The organism is Streptomyces sp. NPDC006197 (assembly GCF_040613865.1).
Taxonomy (GTDB): domain Bacteria; phylum Actinomycetota; class Actinomycetes; order Streptomycetales; family Streptomycetaceae; genus Streptomyces.
Genome location: NZ_JBEXSZ010000062.1, coordinates 26635 through 44498 on the forward strand (window position 1 = coordinate 26635; position 17864 = coordinate 44498).

18 protein-coding genes are annotated in these 17864 nt (G+C 71.5%); 7 read left to right on the forward strand and 11 right to left on the reverse strand.

From position 1 onward, the window contains the following. Nucleotide 1: 1 nt before the first annotated feature. Together ABZ318_RS20465 and ABZ318_RS20470 are read left to right on the forward strand one after the other, a co-directional pair. Nucleotides 2-1267 (forward strand): metallophosphoesterase, encoded by a 1266-nt coding sequence (locus ABZ318_RS20465; RefSeq protein WP_356903877.1) that lies wholly within the window; start codon nucleotides 2-4, stop codon nucleotides 1265-1267. A 193-nt stretch (nucleotides 1268-1460) separates the two neighbouring features. Further along, nucleotides 1461-3014: an ABC transporter substrate-binding protein gene (locus tag ABZ318_RS20470; protein WP_356903878.1), complete on the forward strand. Its 1554-nt coding sequence runs from the start codon at nucleotides 1461-1463 to the stop codon at nucleotides 3012-3014. A gap of 33 nt (nucleotides 3015-3047) precedes the next feature. Here the strand turns inward: ABZ318_RS20470 and ABZ318_RS20475 are convergent, their stop codons facing one another. From ABZ318_RS20475 to ABZ318_RS20495, 5 genes are all read right to left on the reverse strand, one after another. Next, on the reverse strand, nucleotides 3048-3815 hold the full coding sequence (locus tag ABZ318_RS20475) for a TetR family transcriptional regulator (protein ID WP_356903879.1): 768 nt from the start codon (nucleotides 3813-3815) through the stop codon (nucleotides 3048-3050). Nucleotides 3816-3825: 10 nt separating this feature from the next. Further along, nucleotides 3826-4263 carry a DCC1-like thiol-disulfide oxidoreductase family protein gene (locus ABZ318_RS20480; protein ID WP_356903880.1) on the reverse strand — a complete coding sequence of 146 codons (438 nt, stop codon included), beginning with the start codon at nucleotides 4261-4263 and terminating at the stop codon, nucleotides 3826-3828. Nucleotides 4264-4268: 5 nt separating this feature from the next. Further along, on the reverse strand, nucleotides 4269-4703 hold the full coding sequence (locus ABZ318_RS20485; protein ID WP_356903881.1) for a hypothetical protein: 435 nt from the start codon (nucleotides 4701-4703) through the stop codon (nucleotides 4269-4271). A gap of 299 nt (nucleotides 4704-5002) precedes the next feature. Further along, the gene (locus tag ABZ318_RS20490; protein WP_356903882.1) at nucleotides 5003-7489 is read right to left on the reverse strand and encodes a DUF4132 domain-containing protein; all 2487 of its coding nucleotides are present in this window, start codon (nucleotides 7487-7489) and stop codon (nucleotides 5003-5005) included. A gap of 32 nt (nucleotides 7490-7521) precedes the next feature. Beyond that, nucleotides 7522-8745: an MFS transporter gene (locus tag ABZ318_RS20495; protein ID WP_356903883.1), complete on the reverse strand. Its 1224-nt coding sequence runs from the start codon at nucleotides 8743-8745 to the stop codon at nucleotides 7522-7524. Nucleotides 8746-8831: 86 nt separating this feature from the next. Between ABZ318_RS20495 and ABZ318_RS20500 the strand changes: the two genes are divergently transcribed. Both ABZ318_RS20500 and ABZ318_RS20505 read left to right on the forward strand, forming a co-directional pair. Continuing rightward, on the forward strand, nucleotides 8832-9368 hold the full coding sequence (locus tag ABZ318_RS20500) for a MarR family transcriptional regulator (protein WP_356903884.1): 537 nt from the start codon (nucleotides 8832-8834) through the stop codon (nucleotides 9366-9368). Between the two features lie 38 nt (nucleotides 9369-9406). Next, complete coding sequence (locus tag ABZ318_RS20505; RefSeq protein WP_356903885.1) at nucleotides 9407-9694, forward strand: hypothetical protein; 288 nt, start codon at nucleotides 9407-9409, stop codon at nucleotides 9692-9694. Nucleotides 9695-9712: 18 nt separating this feature from the next. Here ABZ318_RS20505 and ABZ318_RS20510 read toward each other — a convergent pair whose 3' ends face one another. The 6 genes from ABZ318_RS20510 to ABZ318_RS20535 form a co-directional block, all read right to left on the reverse strand. Continuing rightward, entirely contained in the window at nucleotides 9713-10255 is a 543-nt protein-coding gene (locus ABZ318_RS20510; protein ID WP_030687534.1) for a hypothetical protein, read from the reverse strand. Nucleotides 10256-10370: 115 nt separating this feature from the next. Beyond that, nucleotides 10371-11129, reverse strand: coding sequence for a succinate dehydrogenase iron-sulfur subunit (locus ABZ318_RS20515; protein WP_356903886.1), 759 nt, complete (start codon nucleotides 11127-11129; stop codon nucleotides 10371-10373). Then, nucleotides 11129-12883, reverse strand: coding sequence for a succinate dehydrogenase flavoprotein subunit (gene sdhA / locus ABZ318_RS20520; RefSeq protein WP_356903887.1), 1755 nt, complete (start codon nucleotides 12881-12883; stop codon nucleotides 11129-11131). Before sdhA ends, ABZ318_RS20515 begins: the two co-directional genes overlap by 1 nt. 25 nt (nucleotides 12884-12908) lie before the next feature. Next, nucleotides 12909-13385, reverse strand: coding sequence for a succinate dehydrogenase hydrophobic membrane anchor subunit (locus tag ABZ318_RS20525; protein WP_356903888.1), 477 nt, complete (start codon nucleotides 13383-13385; stop codon nucleotides 12909-12911). A gap of 8 nt (nucleotides 13386-13393) precedes the next feature. Further along, on the reverse strand, nucleotides 13394-13774 hold the full coding sequence (gene sdhC, locus ABZ318_RS20530) for a succinate dehydrogenase, cytochrome b556 subunit (protein ID WP_015035721.1): 381 nt from the start codon (nucleotides 13772-13774) through the stop codon (nucleotides 13394-13396). A 192-nt stretch (nucleotides 13775-13966) separates the two neighbouring features. Then, complete coding sequence (locus ABZ318_RS20535) at nucleotides 13967-14584, reverse strand: 2-oxo-4-hydroxy-4-carboxy-5-ureidoimidazoline decarboxylase (RefSeq protein ID WP_356903889.1); 618 nt, start codon at nucleotides 14582-14584, stop codon at nucleotides 13967-13969. Between the two features lie 137 nt (nucleotides 14585-14721). On the opposite strand from ABZ318_RS20535, the gene ABZ318_RS20540 reads away from it, so the two are divergent. From ABZ318_RS20540 to ABZ318_RS20550, 3 genes are all read left to right on the forward strand, one after another. Then, nucleotides 14722-16368 carry a glycoside hydrolase family 20 protein gene (locus tag ABZ318_RS20540; RefSeq protein WP_356903890.1) on the forward strand — a complete coding sequence of 549 codons (1647 nt, stop codon included), beginning with the start codon at nucleotides 14722-14724 and terminating at the stop codon, nucleotides 16366-16368. Nucleotides 16369-16456: 88 nt separating this feature from the next. Further along, entirely contained in the window at nucleotides 16457-17116 is a 660-nt protein-coding gene (locus tag ABZ318_RS20545) for a DUF4328 domain-containing protein (RefSeq protein WP_356903891.1), read from the forward strand. Between the two features lie 66 nt (nucleotides 17117-17182). Continuing rightward, the gene (locus ABZ318_RS20550) at nucleotides 17183-17743 is read left to right on the forward strand and encodes a hypothetical protein (RefSeq protein ID WP_356903892.1); all 561 of its coding nucleotides are present in this window, start codon (nucleotides 17183-17185) and stop codon (nucleotides 17741-17743) included. The last annotated feature ends 121 nt before the right edge of the window (nucleotides 17744-17864 follow it).

Genomic DNA, 17864 nt, shown 5'->3' on the forward strand with positions numbered 1-17864 from the left:
CGTGGTCGTCTTTCTGCTGGTCCTGGTCGTGGTGCTCGCGCTGCTCGGGGCGGTCCACTGGTACGTGTGGCGGCGTCTCGTGCGCGACGTCACGACGGCCGGGAGCCTCGCGCGCCGGCTCGGCACGGGCGTCGTCGTGGCCCTGCCGCTGCTCTCGCTCGCGGCCCTGGTCTCCTCGCGGGCGGGCGCGCCCTTCCGGCTCCAGCAGGCGGTCGCCTGGCCGGGCTTCCTCTGGCTCGCCGTGCTCCTGTACCTGGTCCTGGCCCTGGTCGTCGGCGAGGCCGTCCGGCCGCTCCTGCGCGCCTGGACGGGCCGCCGTGCCGCCGTCGCCGCCCCGGCGGAGCCCGTATCCGTGCCCGTGACGGCAGCTCCGGCGGAGCCCGTGGCCGAGCCCGCGGAGCACGTGCCCGCGCCCGTGGCCGGGCCGCGGGAGTCCGAGCTCTCCCGGCGGCTGTTCGTCTCCCGGGTCGTCGGGGGCTCCGCGGCCGCCGTCGCCGTCGGGACCGTCGGGTACGGGACGTACGGCGTGCTGCGCGGTCCCCGGGTCAAGCGGGTCACCGTGCCGCTGGCCAAGATCCCGCGCGCCGCGCACGGCTACCGGATCGCCGTCGTGTCCGACATCCACCTCGGGCCGATCCTGGGGCGCGCCCACACCCAGCGGATCGTCGATTCGATCAACGCCGCCCAGCCGGACCTGATCGCGGTCGTCGGCGACCTCGTCGACGGGACCGTCGAGAACCTCGGCCCGGCCGCCGAGCCGCTCGCCCGGCTCCGGGCCCGTCACGGCTCCTTCTTCGTGACCGGCAACCACGAGTACTTCTCGGGCGCCGACGCCTGGGTCGACCACGTCCGCGAGCTCGGCCTGCGTCCCCTGCGCAATGCGCGCGTGGAGATCCCGGCCGGCTTCGACCTCGCCGGCGTCGACGACGTCGCGGGGGAGAACGAGGGCCAGGGCCCCGACTTCGCGCGGGCCCTCGGCGACCGCGACCGGGCCCGCGCCGCGGTGCTCCTCGCGCACCAGCCGATCGTCGTCCACGACGCCGTGCGCCACGGCGTGGACCTCCAGCTCTCCGGGCACACCCACGGCGGCCAGCTCTGGCCCGGCAACTACCTCGCCGAGCTCGCCAACCCCACCGTCGCCGGCCTGGAGCGGTACGGGGACACGCAGCTGTACGTCTCGCGGGGCGCGGGCGCCTGGGGACCCCCGGTCCGGGTCGGGGCGCCCTCCGACATCACGATCGTCGAACTCGCCTCGAAGCAGGCCTGAGCGGACGCGGTCACTCCTCGCGCTGAGACCGACGCGTACTGCTCATCGACTTAAATTCTCATATCCCGGACATATACCTGTCGTGTGAAAGTTTCCCCTTCCCCATGTGAAAGCCGTGTGATGGGATGCAGCCACGCGGCGTTTTCCGGGGGCCGTCGCATCTGGGGTGGTATCAAAAAAAGGAAGCACGGCAATGCGGTCGACGGTCCGTCTGCGGATCCTCATCACTTGTGGAGTACTGGTGGCCGCCGGAGTGGGGGGTTGGCAACTCCTGCCCTCCGACGGCGTCCGGACCGATCCGATCACCGTCGGCACGACCGACGAGGTCACTTCACTCGACCCGGCGGGCGCCTACGACGCCGGCTCCTGGGCCATGTACAGCAACGTCTTCCAGTCGCTGCTGACGTTCAAGTCGGGACTCACCCAGCCGGTCCCGGACGCCGCCGAGAGCTGCAAGTTCGTGGGCACCAAACTCACCACGTACCAGTGCACGCTCCGCGACGACCTCACCTTCTCCGGCGGGCGCAAGATCACCGCCGAGGACGTCAAGTACTCCTTCGAGCGGATGCTGCGCATCAAGACCGACGTCGGTCCGCAGCCGCTCTTCCCGACCCTGAAGAACGTCTCGGCCCAGGGCCGTACCGTCACCTTCCACCTGAGCAGCCGTGACGCCACGTTCCCGCTGAAGGTGGCCACGGGCGCCGGCTCGATCGTGGACAAGGACCACTACCCGGCCGACCGGCTGCGGACGGACTCCGCGGTCGACGGCTCGGGGCCGTACGTCCTCAAGGAGTACAAGGAGGGCAAGTCCGCGCGCCTGGAGCCCAACCCGCGGTACAGGGGCGCCATCACCAGGACCGGTCACACGGTCCTGGTGAAGTACTTCGGCCAGTCCGAGGACCTCGCCAACGCCTGGAAGGCGAAGGAGGTCCAGGTGACGCACCGGCAGCTCCCGCCGGACTTCATCTCGTCCCTGGGCACCAAGGACGGGACCCGGATCACCGAGGCGGAGAGCGCCGAGATCCGCAACCTCAACTTCAACGTCCGGCCCGGCTCGCCCATGGCGGACAAGGCCGTACGGCAGGCCGTCGCGGCCGTCCTCGACCGCCCGGCGATCACCGAGGGCGCCTACAAGGGCACGGTCGAGCCGCTCTACTCCCTCATCCCGCAGGGCTTCGTCGGCCACAGCACCGCCTTCTTCGACGTCTACCCGGAGCCGAGCCGGAAGAAGGCCGAGGAGCTCCTGAAGAACGCCGGGACCAAGACGCCGGTGGAGTTCACCCTCGGCGTCCGCAAGGACGCCACCTACGTCGCCGAGGCCGCCGAGATCAAGCGGCAGCTGGACGGGACCGGCCTCTTCAAGGTGAAGGTCCTCGAGGTCGACTGGAAGAGCTTCCAGAAGGGGTACGCGAAGGGCAGCTACGACGCCTACCCCGTCGGCTGGCTCCCCGACTTCCCCGACTCCGACAGCTTCACCGCCCCGCTCGTCGGCACCGCGAACACCCTGCACAACGGCTTCTCCAGCAAGCGGATCGACAACCTGATCGCCTCGACGCAGCAGTACAGCGACCGGGGCCGGGCGACGAACGACTTCAAGGAGATCCAGAACGAGGTCGCCGCCGACGTGCCGCTCGTCCCGCTGTGGCAGAAGAAGGACTACGTCCTCTCCACGGAGGCGGTCACCGGCTCCCAGTACCTGTCGGACGGCACGGGCATCTGGCGCCTGTGGGAGCTCAACTGGGTCTAGGGCCCGCCCGGTGGATCAGGGGCAAGACGCCCCCTAGGGGGTGCCCTGCGGATTCGGGCTCGTCCGCTTCTTGGGCTTGCCCGAGGCCGCCATTCCGGCCGCCGTCGGCATGAAGTCGGAGAGCAGCTCGTGCGTCTCCTTGACCAGCGGGCGCAGGATCCGGAAGCGGGAGAGCGAGATCGCGCGGGCGGTGACCGGCGCGAGGCGCTCCACCAGGCGCCGGCTGTTCGCCGCGCCCTCCGAGCGGTCGTACACCCAGAACAGCACCAGGCCCATCTGCTGGAGCCAGAGCAACTGCGGGAGCGCTTCCTTCAGTTCCGGGTCGACCTTGACCGAGGCGCCGGAGATGACCCGCCGGTGGACCTCGATCGCCGCCTCGCGCGGGCCCTCCGACTCGGGTGAGAAGGGGCTGAGCGGGCTGTCCGGGTCGGCGGCGTTCTTGAAGAACTGGGCCGCGAACTCGTGGTACGGCTCCGCGATGTCGAGCCAGCCGAGGTAGACCCCGCGGATCCGGGCGGTCAGGTCCTTCTCGGGGCCGGTCAGGATGGGCTCGACGGCCGCCTGGTGCTCCTCGGCGATCCGGTCGTAGAAGCCCTGGACGAGGTGTTCCTTGGAGGAGAAGTAGTAGTACGCGTTGCCGACGGAGACCCCGGCCTCCTGGGCGATGGCCCGCATCGTCGTCTTGTCGTAACCGCGCTCCTTGAACAGCCGGAGCGCGGTTTCGAGGATGAGCGTGCGGGTCTGCTCGCTCTTGGGGGCCTTCTTCTCGTCGGCCTTCGTCTCTTCCTTCACGTCCTTCACAGGGCCGAGCCTAACCGGGCGGACCGGGCACCTCGCAGTGCCCGTCCCGGCAGGGCCCGTCGTCCGGCCCCTGCGCCTTGAGGGCCTCGCGCCACTTCGCTGCCGCCAGGACGGTCACCCGGGCGAAGGGCTGTCCGGCGGGAGTGGCCAGCCAGTGGGCCTTGGGCCGGTGGTCGGCCAGGGCCCAGAGACAGACGATCCAGGCGGAGGTCTCGCGGTAGACCTGGCCCCGGTCCCCGATCACGGTGATCTCCCGCAGGGTGGCGGTGTGGTCGAGGGCCGGGAAGAGGCGTCGTGCCTGCTGCGAGCCGGCGGGTACGAAGTCGAGCGGGACGAGCTGCCGCTGGCGCAGCAGCCAGTGCCTGAGGTGCACGCAGAGCGGGCAGTCGGCGTCGTACAGCACGGTCAAACGTCCCACGGGGGTCGTGGGGGTCACCGGTCCCGGCATCGCGGTCAGCCCTGGGGTGCGGGCGGGGCCCAGGGGCCGCCCTTGGGGGTGGCGGTCCAGCCCTGGGGGCCGACCGGCGGCACCTGTTCGCGCTCCATGACCCCGCGGCGGCGGATCTTGTTGAGCACGTAGACGTTTCCGAGGTGCATCACGCCGAGGACGAGCAGGACCACTCCGAGCTTCACGGAGAGGGCCTCGAAGAGGGCCCGGGCGTCGACGACGGCGGCGTCCTGGCTCAGGTAGAGGGCGACGAAGCCGAAGTTGACGAGGTAGAAGCCGACCACCAGGAGGTGGTTGACGGCGTCCGCGAGCTTCTCGTTCCCGTGCAGGACGTCGGAGAGGAAGATCCTTCCGTTGCGGCTGAGCGTGCGGGCGACCCAGATGGTGAGGGCCACGCTGATCAGCAGGTAGACGATGTACGCGACGACAGTGAGGTCCATGCCCCACCCTCCCTTGAACGCGTTCAAAAGCTGGCAGTCATGACTGTAGACCTCCTCTTGAACGTGTTCAAGTCGCTTGGGGGATGAGATGTCCCGGTCATGCACCGCCCCTTGGGGACCGGAGGGTGACGCTCTCTCACGACCTGGCCGGCGACGGCCCCGTGGACGCCCCGCACACCCACGTCGAGGACGTGCGCGAGCTCCTCGACCACCCCGGCTGCTCGTCGCCTTTCTCGCGGAGACGGCTCTCGCGGAGGCGGCTCTCGCGGATACGGCTCTCGCGGAGGTGGCCGCCGAGCTCAGCCGCGGCGTATCTGCGAGGTGATCGTCGGGTCGGTGATCCGGTCGTCGGCGGCGAGCAGCAGCGCCTTCGACAGGATCACCGACAGCAGCCCGCCGTCCTCCTCGAACGGCAGGAACACCTTCCCCCGGTCCCGCACGCGGTCCTCCACCACGCACAGATAGGTGTCGCCCGGCTCCATCAGCACGTTCCCCGAGCCCAGATGGATCCGGTACGCGCGCAGCTCGCCCCGGACCCGCAGGAAGCGGTCGGTCAGCTCCACCCGGTCCGCGATCCGCGTCCGGGGCAGCAGCCGGGCCAGCGTCTCGCGCCGGATCAGCGCCGACTCCGTCAGCTCGCCGAACGACCAGCTCTCCCAGTACCCGTCGTAGGCCCGGTCCTCCCCCCGGTCCCGCCACTGCGGATCCGCCCCGATCGACGCCACCCCCACGAACAGGTCGACGTCCCGCAGCGCCTCGGAGAGCACGAGCGCCGGTACGTCGGTCAGCGCGGCCGCCGTCCAGGCGCCCCGCGCCCCCGCCGCGCCCGCCCGCCACTCGAAGCGCACCTGGTCCGTGGAGCAGAGCCGGGCCACCCCGCCCCCGCGCGCCCCCTCGTCGACCAGCTCCACGAAGAACCGGGCCCGCCAGCGCGTCCCCTCCCCGGCCGGCAGTTCACCCGGCGCGGGCAGCTCCTTCACCAGCTCCGAGGACCAGCCGTCCGAGAAGTACCCCAGGTGGTTCCCCGCCCAGCCGCGCTCGGCCATCAGCGCCCGCGCCTGCCCGTACCGCAGGACGTGCCCCGCGAAGCGGTTGGAGTACGAGCCGGTCGCGAGCTCCGCCGGAGTCAGCGGGTACACCTCGCGGAAGACCTGCTTGAACGGCTGGCGCTCCTCCCGCTCCGCCAGCGCGGCCCGCCACTCGGCGACCTCCTCGCCACCGGCCCGCAGCGGATGCCACAGCCGCAGCCGGGCGCCCGGGCCGACCGGGCACGCCGTCCCGTCGTACCCCGCGAGGGTCCAGCCGCCGCCCGCCCGCTCCGGGACGCCGGCCGTCCACCCGCCGTCCGCCGAACCCTCCGCGACCTCCCAGAGCAGCGCACGGGCCAGGGCCCCGGTCACCGGATGGTCGACGTAGTACCGCTGCCAGTCCTCCGCCGGCCAGACCGTCCCCGCCGCGAGGTGCTCCTCCAGCCGGGACCGCTCGGCCGCCACCAGGCCCTTGAGCTCCTTCAGGCCCGCCCTGACCTCCTTCAGCTCCTCCGCGCGCGCCTCCCGGACCGCCTTCGGCGCCGTCTTCAGGGGCCTCCCCTCCGGGCCCCTGAAGGACAGCGCGACCGCGCCCGGCTCCCGTACCGAGAGCTCCGCCGTGTACGCCCCGAGCGGCACTTCCCGGACCCCGCGCCCGTCCAGACCGAGCGTCGCCACCCCGCGCTCGCGGAGCATCGCGGGGGTGAGCCCGGAGCGGGCCGCCACCGCCTCCAGGGCCTTCGCGATGCCCTTGTTCACCGTCCGGTTCTTCACCTTCTTCGGCAGCCGCCCGAGCCACTGCACGGCCTCCTCGCCCCGGGCGCCGCCGCACTCCCCGAGCACCGCGACGGCGGTGGTGGCCAGCGTCTGGCTGCGGCAGAACCCGCCGGAGCCGCCGAGCCCGGTCCCGGCGTGCAGCGCGACGGCCCCGACGAGCGGCACGACCCAGTCGGCGTCGACGTCGAGCGCCGCCCACATCAGGCCGCGGACGAGGGAGGTGTTGGTGTCGCCGGCGAGATGGGAAAGAGGCATGCCGAATTCGCTGAGGTCGGTCACCCGGTGCTCCGGTTGTGCGGCGATCCCTTCGAGGAGCAGCCGCACCACTTCCGTCCCGCGCTCGGTCTCCGCGAGCAGGGTTGCCGCCCGCCTGCGCCAGGCCCGCGTCGCCCTGGGCTTGTCCAGGAGGCCGCAGTGCCCGAGGAAGTCCGCCACCCCCGCTCCCGTGAGCAGCTCCGGGTGCGCGGCCCGCATCGCGGGGCCGTACTCGTCGAGCCCGTCGAGGAGGTGGCGGGGGAGGCTGCCCTGCGGGGCCGTTGTCCCGCGGCGCAGCAGGACGTCCATCCGGTCCCGTATCACGGCGAATTCGGCGCTCTGGTACGCGCGCAGCGACTCGGCCGTCCGGCGCAGCGCCCGGATCCGGGCCCAGTCGAACTCCTGCGCCTGCTCGGCCGCGGAGAGAGCGATCGGCACCAGGGTCATGAACGAACCCCGCAGTTCGTACGGGGAGACCTTCGCGTCCCGGCCGACGAGCCGCGCGAGGAGTTCGTCGGACTCCTCGGTGCTCCAGCCCAACTCCTGCCGGGACAGGTCGTCGAGGACCGCCGATGCCTGGTCCGGCCTGCGGCCGCACGCCCGCAGATGAAGCGCGAGCGCCCACTCCCGGCGCCCCTCCGCTCCCAGGGAGCCGATCAACTCACCGACCACCTCCGGCCCTTCCGCAAGCGCCTCATCCAGTCCGCTGCCCGTGATCCCCACCATGCCCACGACGTTAGAGGACCCCACTGACAGCCCTACCTGAACCGCCTCACCCCCGGCACCAGCGCCGTCCCCACGCAGCAGCCGCCCACCGCCAGCGCCGCTGCCAGGAGCGGTACTTCGGGGCCCCAGGCCGAGGCGGCGAGCGGGGCGAGGGCGTACCCCAGGGGCATCGCGGCGAGCGAGAGCAGCCAGTCGTACGAGGTGACCCGGGCGAGCGCGTGGACGGGCACCGCCCGCTGGACGGCGGTCTCCCAGACGGGGGAGAGGAAGCCGAGCCCCGCCTGCGCGAGCCCGTACGCCGCGATCGTCACCGGCGCGGGCGCGGCGAGGGCGAGCAGCACCAGCGGCAGCGCGTACGTGGCGAGGCCGAGGTTCGCGGTCAGGACCGGGCGCCGGGGGCGGGCCCGGTCGGCGAGCAGCGTCCCGAGGAGGAAGCCGACGGCGCCGACCTGGAGGAGGACGACCCAGGTGGTGCCGCCGCCGAGCCGGTCCACGGCGATGGCGGGGCCGAGGGTCATCAGGACGGCGGCGGCTCCGTTCCAGGCGCTGTGGCCGACGAGGCTGGTCCAGTACCAGTCCCGGGAGCGGACCTCCTGCCAGCCCTCGGCGAGGTCGGCGCGGAGCGAGCGGCGCGGGATCGGGACCCGCTTCACCCGTACGGCGGTCAGGAGCAGGGCGCTGACGGCGAAGGTGGCCGCGTCCAGGACGAACGCCCAGCCGGGGCCGACGGTCAGGACCAGGGTGCCGGCGAGCGCGGGTCCCGCGAGGCGGGTGGCGCTCTGGGCGACGCCCATCGCCGCGTTGGCCCGGTGCAGGGCCTCCTCCGGCACCGTGCCCTTCACGAGCGGCGAGCCGGTCGGCATGGCGAAGGCTCCGGCGGCGCCGCCGAGGGCCTCGGCGGCCGCGAGGACGGCGAGGCTGGGGGCGCCGCCGAGCAGCTGGACGCCGACGAGGAGCTGGGTGGCGCAGCGTACGAGGTCCGTGGTGAGCGCGACCGTGCGGGCGTCGAAGCGGTCTCCGGCGACGCCTCCCAGCGGCAGCAGGAGCAGTTTGGGGACCATCGCGCAGCCGAGGACCAGGGCGAGCGCCGAGGTGGAGCCGGTGGCCTCCAGGACGGCGAGGGCGAGGGCGGCGGGGATGGCGGCGTCACCGAGGAGGGAGAGGGCGCGGCCGGTGAAGAGGAGGCGGAAGGGGCGGGTGCGGAGGGGGTGGGGGACGGGTGGGGACACGAGAGAGCGCTCGGGGGCGGTGGCCATGGACCGCAGAGTATTTCGGTGCCGAATAATTCGTCAACGAAATACTTCGAGGGGGGCGGATGCCGCCGCCGACGTACGATCACCCCATGGCGCACCCCGAGGAACAGCAGGAACCGCGCGACTGGACCGACGAGCACGTCGCCCGCTGGCAGCCCGTCCTGCCCCGCCTCGACCCCGTCGTCGAAGGCGCGGTCACCCGGATGAAGAAGCTCTCGGTCCATCTGCGCCGGGTCAGGGAGCAGTCCCTCGTCGACTTCGACCTGGAACGCCACGAGTTCGACACCCTCCACAAGCTCGCGGGGCGCGGCGGCAGCGCCGCCCCCTCCGAACTCGCCCAGGACCTCGACCTGGCCCCCGCCTCTGTCTCCGGGCGCCTCGACGCCCTGGAGAAACGCGGCTTCGTCCGCCGCACCCAGTCCACGACCGACCGCCGCCGGGTCGTCGTCGAACTCACCGCCTCCGGCCGCGAGACCTGGCTCGGCGCGATGGACGTCCTCGGCCACGAGGAGGAACGGCTCCTCGGCGTCCTCACCCCCGAGGAACGCGACCTGCTCAACGGCATGCTGCGCCGGATCATGGTCGAGGCGGAGGCGGGCGGCCCCGCCCAGGGCTGGCACGCCTGACGGGGGCGTTGTCAGTGGCCGTCCCTACCCTGCTCGGCATGGGAACGGTGACCTTCGTCGACGAGACGACCACGGGGGGCCGCACGGCCGGCCCCCGCCTGCCCGTCGCGGAAGAACGGCTCACCCTGCGGGAGCTGATCCGCCGCAGGGTCGAGCACGAGGAAGCCGGTGACGCGGCCTTCACCCGGGCCGTCGAGGCCTTTGGGCGCAACGGCTTCCTGGTCCTGGTGGGCGACCGTCAGGTCGAGGAGCTCGACGAGACGGTGACGGTGGGTCCGGAGACCGAGGTCGTCTTCCTCAGACTCGTCCCCCTCGTGGGCGGCTGACCCCCGGCTCCCGGCGCGTCACACGCTGAGCGAGCGCGCGTAGTTCAGCTGCCCCATGACCCAGTGGAAGGTGTCCGGGCCCGTCGCCGGGATCATCGTCGAGTGGTGGCGCCCGCCGCTGGTCACCGTGACCTGGATGAAGCCGGTGGTCTGCTTCTCCTTCATCAGCAGGAACAGCAGGCCGAGCAGGCAGAAGAGGAAGAAGATGACCGCGAGGACGATCGCGACCGTCGGCATCTTCTCCTCGGTCCGCGACATGTCCATCGCGTTCCACACGGCGCCCTTGAGGGGCATGTTCCCGGCCGGCGTGATGATCTGGTCGCCGACCACGGTGATGTCACCGAGGCTCAGCACCGGTGCGCCCCCGCCCGCGGGCCCGTGCTGCGGCGGCACCGGCACGCCACCCGGCAGGGTCGGCTGGTAGGGCGGCGGCGTCTGCGGGTACCCGTACCCGGGCGTCGCGTCCTGCGGATATCCGTACGCCGGGCTCCCGGGCGTCCCGCCCTGCTGCCCCGGCCCCCACTTGTACTCACCGTCCGCGTAAGGGTTCGGCTCGCTCATCAGTCCCCGATTCTCTGTGCATTGGAAAAGCCCGGCAAGGGAGAGCCCGGCGATGGAAAAGCCCGCTCCTGCACGCCGCAGCGTACAGAAGCGGGCTTTCCCGCCACACCGGTGGTCAGAAACGACGCGTGATCAGCGCGCGCTTCACTTCCTGGATGGCCTTCGTGACCTCGATGCCACGCGGGCACGCGTCCGTGCAGTTGAACGTCGTGCGGCAGCGCCACACGCCGTCCTTGTCGTTCAGGATCTCCAGGCGCTGCTCGCCCGCCTCGTCACGCGAGTCGAAGATGAAGCGGTGCGCGTTGACGATCGCGGCCGGACCGAAGTACTGGCCGTCGTTCCAGAAGACCGGGCAGGACGACGTGCACGCGGCGCACAGGATGCACTTGGTGGTGTCGTCGAAGCGCTCGCGGTCCTCGGCGGACTGCAGGCGCTCGCGGGTCGGCTCGTTCCCCTTGGTGACCAGGAACGGCATGACGTCCCGGTACGCCTGGAAGAACGGCTCCATGTCCACGACCAGGTCCTTCAGGACCGTCAGGCCCTTGATGGCCTCGACCGTGATCGGCTTCTCGGGGTTGATGTCCTTGATCAGCGTCTTGCAGGCGAGCCTGTTCTTGCCGTTGATCCGCATCGCGTCCGAGCCGCAGATGCCGTGCGCGCACGAGCGACGGAAGGTCAGCGTGCCGTCGACGTCCCACTTGATCTTGTGGAGGGCGTCGAGCACACGCTCCTTCGGGTCGATCTGGATCTGGAAGTCCTCCCAGACCGCGGCGTCCGACACCTCGGGGTTGAAGCGGCGGATCCGCATCGTGACCGTGATGTACGGGGAGGCGGCGGAGTCCGCCTCGACCTTGTCCAGTACGGGGGTAGCCATCAGTACTTACGCTCCATCGGCTGGTAGCGGGTCTGGACGACCGGCTTGTAGTCGAGACGGACGGTCTCGGAGCCGTCCTCGCCGACCTCGCGGTACGCCATGGTGTGGCGCATGAAGTTGACGTCGTCACGGTTCGGGTAGTCCTCGCGGTAGTGACCGCCGCGGGACTCCTTGCGCGCCAGGGCCGAGACGGCCATGACCTCGGCCAGTTCGAGCAGGTTGCCCAGCTCGATGGCCTCCAGGAGGTCGGTGTTGAAGCGCTTGCCCTTGTCCTGGATGGACACGTTCTCGTAGCGCTCGCGCAGCTCGGCGATCTTCTCGACGGCCGTCTTGATGGTCTGCTCCGTGCGGAACACCATCACGTTGGCGTCCATCGTCTCCTGGAGCTCGCGGCGCAGGTCGGCGACCCGCTCGTTGCCCGTGGAGTTGCGGAGCTTCTCGATCTGGGCGACGACGAAGGCCTCGGGGGCCTCCGGCAGCTCGACGAAGTCGTTCTTGGCGGAGTACTCGGCGGCGGCGATGCCGGAGCGCTTGCCGAAGACGTTGATGTCGAGCAGCGAGTTGGTGCCGAGGCGGTTGGCGCCGTGCACCGACACGCAGGCGACCTCGCCGGCGGCGTACAGGCCGGGGACGACCGTCGTGTTGTCGCTCAGGACCTCACCCTCGACGTTGGTCGGGATGCCGCCCATGGCGTAGTGCGCGGTGGGCTGGATCGGGATCGGGTCCGTGTACGGCTCGATGCCGAGGTACGTACGGGCGAACTCGGTGATGTCCGGGAGCTTGGCGTCGAGCTGCTCCGGCGGGAGGTGCGTCAGGTCCAGGTAGACGTGGTCGCCCTCGGGACCGCAGCCGCGGCCCTCGCGGATCTCCGTGTAGATGGAGCGGGAGACGACGTCACGGGACGCGAGGTCCTTCATGACCGGCGCGTACTTCTCCATGAAGCGCTCGCCGTCCTTGTTGCGGAGGATGCCGCCCTCACCGCGGGCGCCCTCCGTCAGCAGGATGCCCATGCGCCAGATGCCCGTCGGGTGGAACTGGAAGAACTCCATGTCCTCCAGGGGCAGACCGCGGCGGTAGCAGGCGGCCTGGCCGTCACCGGTCAGGGTGTGCGCGTTCGACGTCACCTTGAAGAACTTGCCGGTGCCGCCGGAGGCGTAGATCACGGCCTTCGCCTGGAAGATGTGGATCTCGCCGGTGGCCAGCTCGTACGCGACGACGCCGGCGGACTTCTTGACGCCGTCGACCTCGGTGATCAGCTGGTCCAGGACGTAGAACTCGTTGAAGAACTCCACGCCCTCCTTGACGCAGTTCTGGTACAGCGTCTGGAGGATCATGTGGCCTGTGCGGTCCGCGGCGTAGCAGGACCGGCGGACCGGGGCCTCGCCGTGGTTCCGGGAGTGACCGCCGAAGCGGCGCTGGTCGATCGTCCCGTTGGGCGTCCGGTTGAACGGCAGGCCCATCTTCTCCAGGTCGAGGACGGCGTCGATGGCCTCCTTCGCCAGGATCTCGGCGGCGTCCTGGTCGACCAGGTAGTCACCGCCCTTGACCGTGTCGAAGGTGTGCCACTCCCAGTTGTCCTCCTCCACGTTCGCCAGCGCGGCGGCCATGCCGCCCTGCGCGGCGCCCGTGTGGGAGCGGGTGGGGTAGAGCTTCGTCAGCACGGCGGTGCGGCTGCGCTTCGTCGCCTCGATGGCGGCGCGCATGCCGGCGCCGCCGGCGCCGACGATGACGGTGTCGTACTTGTGGATCTTCATGACGTGGATTACCTCAGCCCCGTGCCTAGCGGATGTTCGGGTCGAAGGTGAAGATCACCAGCGTGCCCAGAAGGATGGTGAACACCGTGGCGGTGTACAGCAGGCCCTTGAGCCACAGGCGCGTGTTGGCCCGCTCCGCGTAGTCGTTGATGACCGTGCGGAGACCGTTGGCGCCGTGCAGCATGGCGAGCCAGAGCATCAGCAGGTCCCAGACCTGCCAGAACGGGGACGCCCAGCGGCCGGCCACGAAGGCGAAGCCGATCTTGGAGACGCCGCCGTCCAGGAAGAGCTGGATCAGCAGGTGGCCGAGGACCAGGACGACGAGGACCACGCCGGAGAGGCGCATGAAGAGCCACGCGGCCATCTCGAAGTTGCCGCGGGTCGCGCGCGGGGTCTTGCCCGTGCGCTTGCGGGGGGCTTCGATGTACGGCGCGGGGTTGTCCGCGTCGTAGCGCGCGCCGCCCTCGACGGGTCCGATCGCGGAGGTGGTGTCAGTCGACATGTCTGGCGTCAGCTCCCGAACAGTTCACGTGCGGCGTGGCCGAGGACGGGGTACAGGGAGCCCGCCATCAGCACGACCCAGATGCCCACGACGGTCCAGAGCATCTGCTTCTGGTAGCGCGGGCCCTTGGACCAGAAGTCCACGGCGATGACCCGCAGGCCGTTCAGCGCGTGGAAGAGGATGGCGGCGACCAGGCCGTACTCCAGAAGAGCGACGATCGGCGTCTTGTAGGTCGCGACGACCTCGTCGTACGCCTCGGGGGAGACGCGGACGAGAGCGGTGTCCAGCACGTGTACGAACAGGAAGAAGAAGATGAGGACGCCGGTGACTCGATGAGCCACCCAGCTCCACATTCCTTCCCGGCCGCGGTACAGCGTTCCAGCCGGCACGGAAAAACCCTCCGGGAGCGGGGATCAGGGCCGGCCGGCTTCTCTGTCGGTCAGACCCGGCCGGGTACGGTCCACCGGCCCCGGTCATCGTAGCGACGACTTGTCGGTTCGCTCGCCCGGGGTCCATCGGTGTGATCAAACAGGCACGGACGGGCTATCGCACAGGCCTGAATCACCGCATTGCGGACGAAATCACGGCCCGGGGTGTCGTGGTGTGAGCCCCTGGGTGACCCGGAAGGCCAGTCGGGCGCGGGCGAGCCGGCGGAGCTCGTCGGCGGCGACCACCCGCTCCTCCTCCGCTTCGTTGCCGAGACGTGACCGGATACCGGCCAGTAACTGGTCGAGGCGCTCCCCGGGGCGCACTCCGTCGAGGCTGATCACGAACGCGTGGCCGAAGCTGCTCTCGTACGCGGCGTGGGCGGCCCGCAGCGCGGTCCGGGCGGCCGGCGGGGCGTCGGGATGGGGCAGCGCGGAGGACTCGGCGGCCAGGGCCTCGTCCAGATCGGCGCGGGAGAGGTCGTATCCGGCCTCGTCGGCGGCGGCGAGCAGGGCGTCCACGGTCGGGTACGGGCGGTGCGCCGCCACCCGTTCGGCCCAACGTGTGCTGTGGCAGCAGGAGAGCAGCAGCGCCACCGCCTCGGCGGGTGAGGCCGCGTTGAACCCGACGAGACCGCCGGTGTGCCGGGAGTGGGTCTGCTGGGCAGGTATGGCAGGGGTGTCCGCGGCGCCCGGCTTCCGGCAGGGGGCGTGGGTGTCGCTGGTCAGCGTGGACTCCGGTACTCCGGGACGGGTGGGGTGGACGTGACTCAACGTTATCGACGGGAAGAGGGAAGTGTCCGACGGATGCGCGATTTTCACCCGGAAGGGAGAGTTTCGGAACAGATGATGGACGATCGGCTTCCGCCCCGTCGACTGGTCGGACCCCCGTCCTTACGGGAGGATTCCGAATGATGCGGTACTCCCCCCGAGGGCCTCGTCGGGCCCCCGCCCTCCTGGCGACCGTGGTGGCGCTGGCCACCGCGGCGGCCTGCTCGAACAGTTCTCCGTCCGGCCCGCCCTCCGGCCCGGCCGCCACGGGCGCGTCCGTGAGCGCCGCGCCCACGAGCGCCGCGCCGCCCAGTCCCGAACCGACGCCCACCCCCACCCCCACCCCCACGCCCTCGAAGAGCTACCCCCTCTCCACCGCGCCCCGCGCCGTCCCCGCCGTCCGCGCCCACCAGGCCGCCCGCGGCCCCGGCTGGAAGCCCGCGCCCACGGGCGGGGTCGTCCTCGCCGCGAACAGCGGGGCCCTCGCCGACGAGGGGCGGCTGCTCGCCGGGGAGCTCGGCGTCCCGTACCGCGGCGCCGCCGCGGCCGCGCCCGGGGACGTCGAACTGGCCCTCGGCGGGACGGGCGCCCCCGAGTCGTACACCCTGACGGTCACGGGCGGCCGCGTCCGGATCGCCGGCCCCGACGAGGCCGGGGTCTTCTACGGCACCCGCACCCTCAAGCAGTCGGTGAAGGCCACCGGCGCCATGCCCGAGGGGACCGTCACCGACCGGCCCGCGAAACCGCAGCGCGGCCTCATGCTCGACATCGCCCGCAAGCACTTCACCGCCGCCTGGATCGAGGACCGCATCCGCGAGATGAGCGACCTGAAGCTCAACCAGCTCGGGCTGCACTTCTCCGACGACCAGGGCTTCCGGATCGAGTCCTCCAGTCACCCCGAGGTCGTCTCGGCCCAGCACCTCACCAAGGCCGAGGTCCGCCGGATCCTCGCCCTCGCGGCGAGCCGCCACGTCACGGTGATCCCCGAGATCGACTCCCCGGGGCACCTCGGCGCCGTCATCGCCGCCCACCCCGGACTCCAGCTCGTCAGCGGGAGCGGCCGGACCCCGCGCGGGACCGTCGACATCTCGAACCCGGACGCGGCGAAGATCGTCGACGAGCTGCTGCGCGAGTACACCGGGCTCTTCCCCGGGGCGTACTGGCACCTCGGCGGCGACGAGTACGTCGCCCTGATGTCCAGGAACCCCGAGGCGAGCTACCCGAAGCTGGCGCGGGCCGCGGTCGCGAAGTACGGGCCCTCCGGCCGCGTCCAGGACCTCGCCACCGGCTGGCTCAACGACCGCGCGGCCGTCGTCCGGCCCACCGGCAAGACCCTCAAGGCCTGGAACGACGGCTTCTTCACGGGCGGGGTGGTGGGCCCGGACAAGGACCTCCAGGTCGAGTACTGGACGGGCCGCGAGATCGGCGCCCGGCTGCCCGTCTCGTACCTGAACGAGGGCCGCAGGCTGGTCAACCTCAACGACGACTACCTCTACTACATCCTGGGCGAGCCCAATAAGTTCCCGTACCCCACCGGCCGCCGGATCTACGAGCAGTGGACCCCGCGCGTCCTGCGCGGCTCCACCCCTGTGCCGGCGCGGTACGACCCCCAGATCCTCGGCGGCCGGCTCGCGGTCTGGTGCGACATCTCGCGGGCGCAGACGCCGGCCCAGGTGGCGGACGGCATCCGCCTGCCGCTCGCGGCCCTCGCCCAGAAGGTCTGGGACCCGACGCCACCGACGCTGACCTGGACGCAGTTCAAGGCCTTGGCGGCGAAGGTGCGCTGACCTCCTGCCGTGGACGCGATCGGTCCGGATCACGTACGTTCCCCCGGCGGCGGCCATCGGGCCGCCGCACGTTCCTGGGGGGAACCAATTGCTCGCGCTCAAGGATCCGAACGGCCTCGCGAAGGCCGTCGTGGCCCTGCTGGCCGGAAACATCTTCTTCGACGTCGTGCTCGGCCTGGCCGACGTCCGCGACCTGATCGGCGGAGCCTGGGGCTACGCCGAACCGACCACCTTCGGCGGGGCGGACCTGGGCGTGCTCCACGGCATGTCGTTCACGCTGTTCCTGGCGACAGGAATCGTCTTCATCGTCTGGTTCCACCGGCTGCGGAAGAACGCCGAGGTCTGGGCCGCCGACCTGCAGACCCGGACGCCGGGCTACGCCATCGGCTGCTGGTTCATCCCGTTCGGCAACCTCTGGATCCCGCGGTCGATCGCCGTCGAGATCTGGCGGGCCGGCCGCAGGGAGCCGTACGCCGCCGACGGCAGGCGGGAGCTGGCGCTGCTCAACGGCTGGTGGACGCTCTGGCTCGTCAGCACCCTGGTGGACTGGATCGCCGAGAAGATGTACGTCCCGGCGGAGACCCCCGAAGCGACGGAGGTCCCCGAGGCCTACGTCCTCGCGGCCCAGTGGTCCCTCGCGAGCTACGTCCTCGACGCCGTCGCCGCCGTCCTCGCGATCCTCGTCGTCCGGCGTCTGACCTCTATGCAGCACGCCAAGGCCACTGGCATGATTCCGGCCGCGCAGTGACGAAAAAGCGCCCCTCGGCGCAGTAGTGGAAGTACTGCGTCCGCATCGGGTGGCGAGGAGGCGTCCATGACGTCGGGGAACGGCCGGAGCCTGCTGGAACTGATCGACGGGGCCGACGAGCGAGGGCTGGCCGCGGCCGGACTCGCCTGCCTCGACCGCTGTCTGCCGCTGCTCGCCCCCGACCGGGCCGACGCCCTGCGCCCCGTGTGGGCGGCCGTCGCGCGCGGCGACGGAGGCGCGTGGGGCGAAGCCGTCGCCAAGGCCCGCGTCGACCTCGACGGCGACGGCACGGAGGACGCCGAGGCCGTACGCCGCATGCTCGCGCAGGCCCCGGCGGCCTGGACCGCCGAGGCCCTGCGCGCCTGGGCCGGCGACTGCTCCGTCGCGGCGCTCGCCCTGCACGGGCGGTACGACGCGGCCGGGGTGTCCGACGGGCTCGTCGAGCGCTGCCGGGCCGGGGACGCGGACGGCGCGGGCCCGCTGCTCGCGGGGGAGCTCCGCCGTCAGCAGGCCGTCCTCGAAACGGCCGCCCACGGCCCGACCGGACTGCGCCGGGCGCGTGAACTCTCCGTCGAGGGCGGCCGGGTGCTGCGCGCGGTGGTCTCCCGCCGGGCGCGGACGGCCTGAGTCGCGGGGTTCCGCGTTCCGCACGAAGCGAGGGGGTGGCCGGCGCCGGCCACCCCCTCGTCCCGTACGGGTGGGCCGGTGGGAAGGGGACCCGTCTGTACTCCACTCACACCGAGGCGTG

Coding starts and splice junctions, on each gene's coding strand:
- ABZ318_RS20470 (WP_356903878.1), top strand. CDS start 1,461: ATGCGGTCGACGGTCCGTCTGCGGATCCTCATCACTTGTGGAGTACTG.
- ABZ318_RS20480 (WP_356903880.1), bottom strand. CDS start 4,263: ATGCCGGGACCGGTGACCCCCACGACCCCCGTGGGACGTTTGACCGTG.
- ABZ318_RS20485 (WP_356903881.1), bottom strand. CDS start 4,703: ATGGACCTCACTGTCGTCGCGTACATCGTCTACCTGCTGATCAGCGTG.
- ABZ318_RS20490 (WP_356903882.1), bottom strand. CDS start 7,489: ATGGTGGGGATCACGGGCAGCGGACTGGATGAGGCGCTTGCGGAAGGG.
- ABZ318_RS20495 (WP_356903883.1), bottom strand. CDS start 8,745: ATGGCCACCGCCCCCGAGCGCTCTCTCGTGTCCCCACCCGTCCCCCAC.
- ABZ318_RS20500 (WP_356903884.1), top strand. CDS start 8,832: ATGGCGCACCCCGAGGAACAGCAGGAACCGCGCGACTGGACCGACGAG.
- ABZ318_RS20505 (WP_356903885.1), top strand. CDS start 9,407: ATGGGAACGGTGACCTTCGTCGACGAGACGACCACGGGGGGCCGCACG.
- ABZ318_RS20510 (WP_030687534.1), bottom strand. CDS start 10,255: ATGAGCGAGCCGAACCCTTACGCGGACGGTGAGTACAAGTGGGGGCCG.
- ABZ318_RS20515 (WP_356903886.1), bottom strand. CDS start 11,129: ATGGCTACCCCCGTACTGGACAAGGTCGAGGCGGACTCCGCCGCCTCC.
- sdhA (WP_356903887.1), bottom strand. CDS start 12,883: ATGAAGATCCACAAGTACGACACCGTCATCGTCGGCGCCGGCGGCGCC.
- ABZ318_RS20525 (WP_356903888.1), bottom strand. CDS start 13,385: ATGTCGACTGACACCACCTCCGCGATCGGACCCGTCGAGGGCGGCGCG.
- ABZ318_RS20540 (WP_356903890.1), top strand. CDS start 14,722: ATGATGCGGTACTCCCCCCGAGGGCCTCGTCGGGCCCCCGCCCTCCTG.
- ABZ318_RS20550 (WP_356903892.1), top strand. CDS start 17,183: ATGACGTCGGGGAACGGCCGGAGCCTGCTGGAACTGATCGACGGGGCC.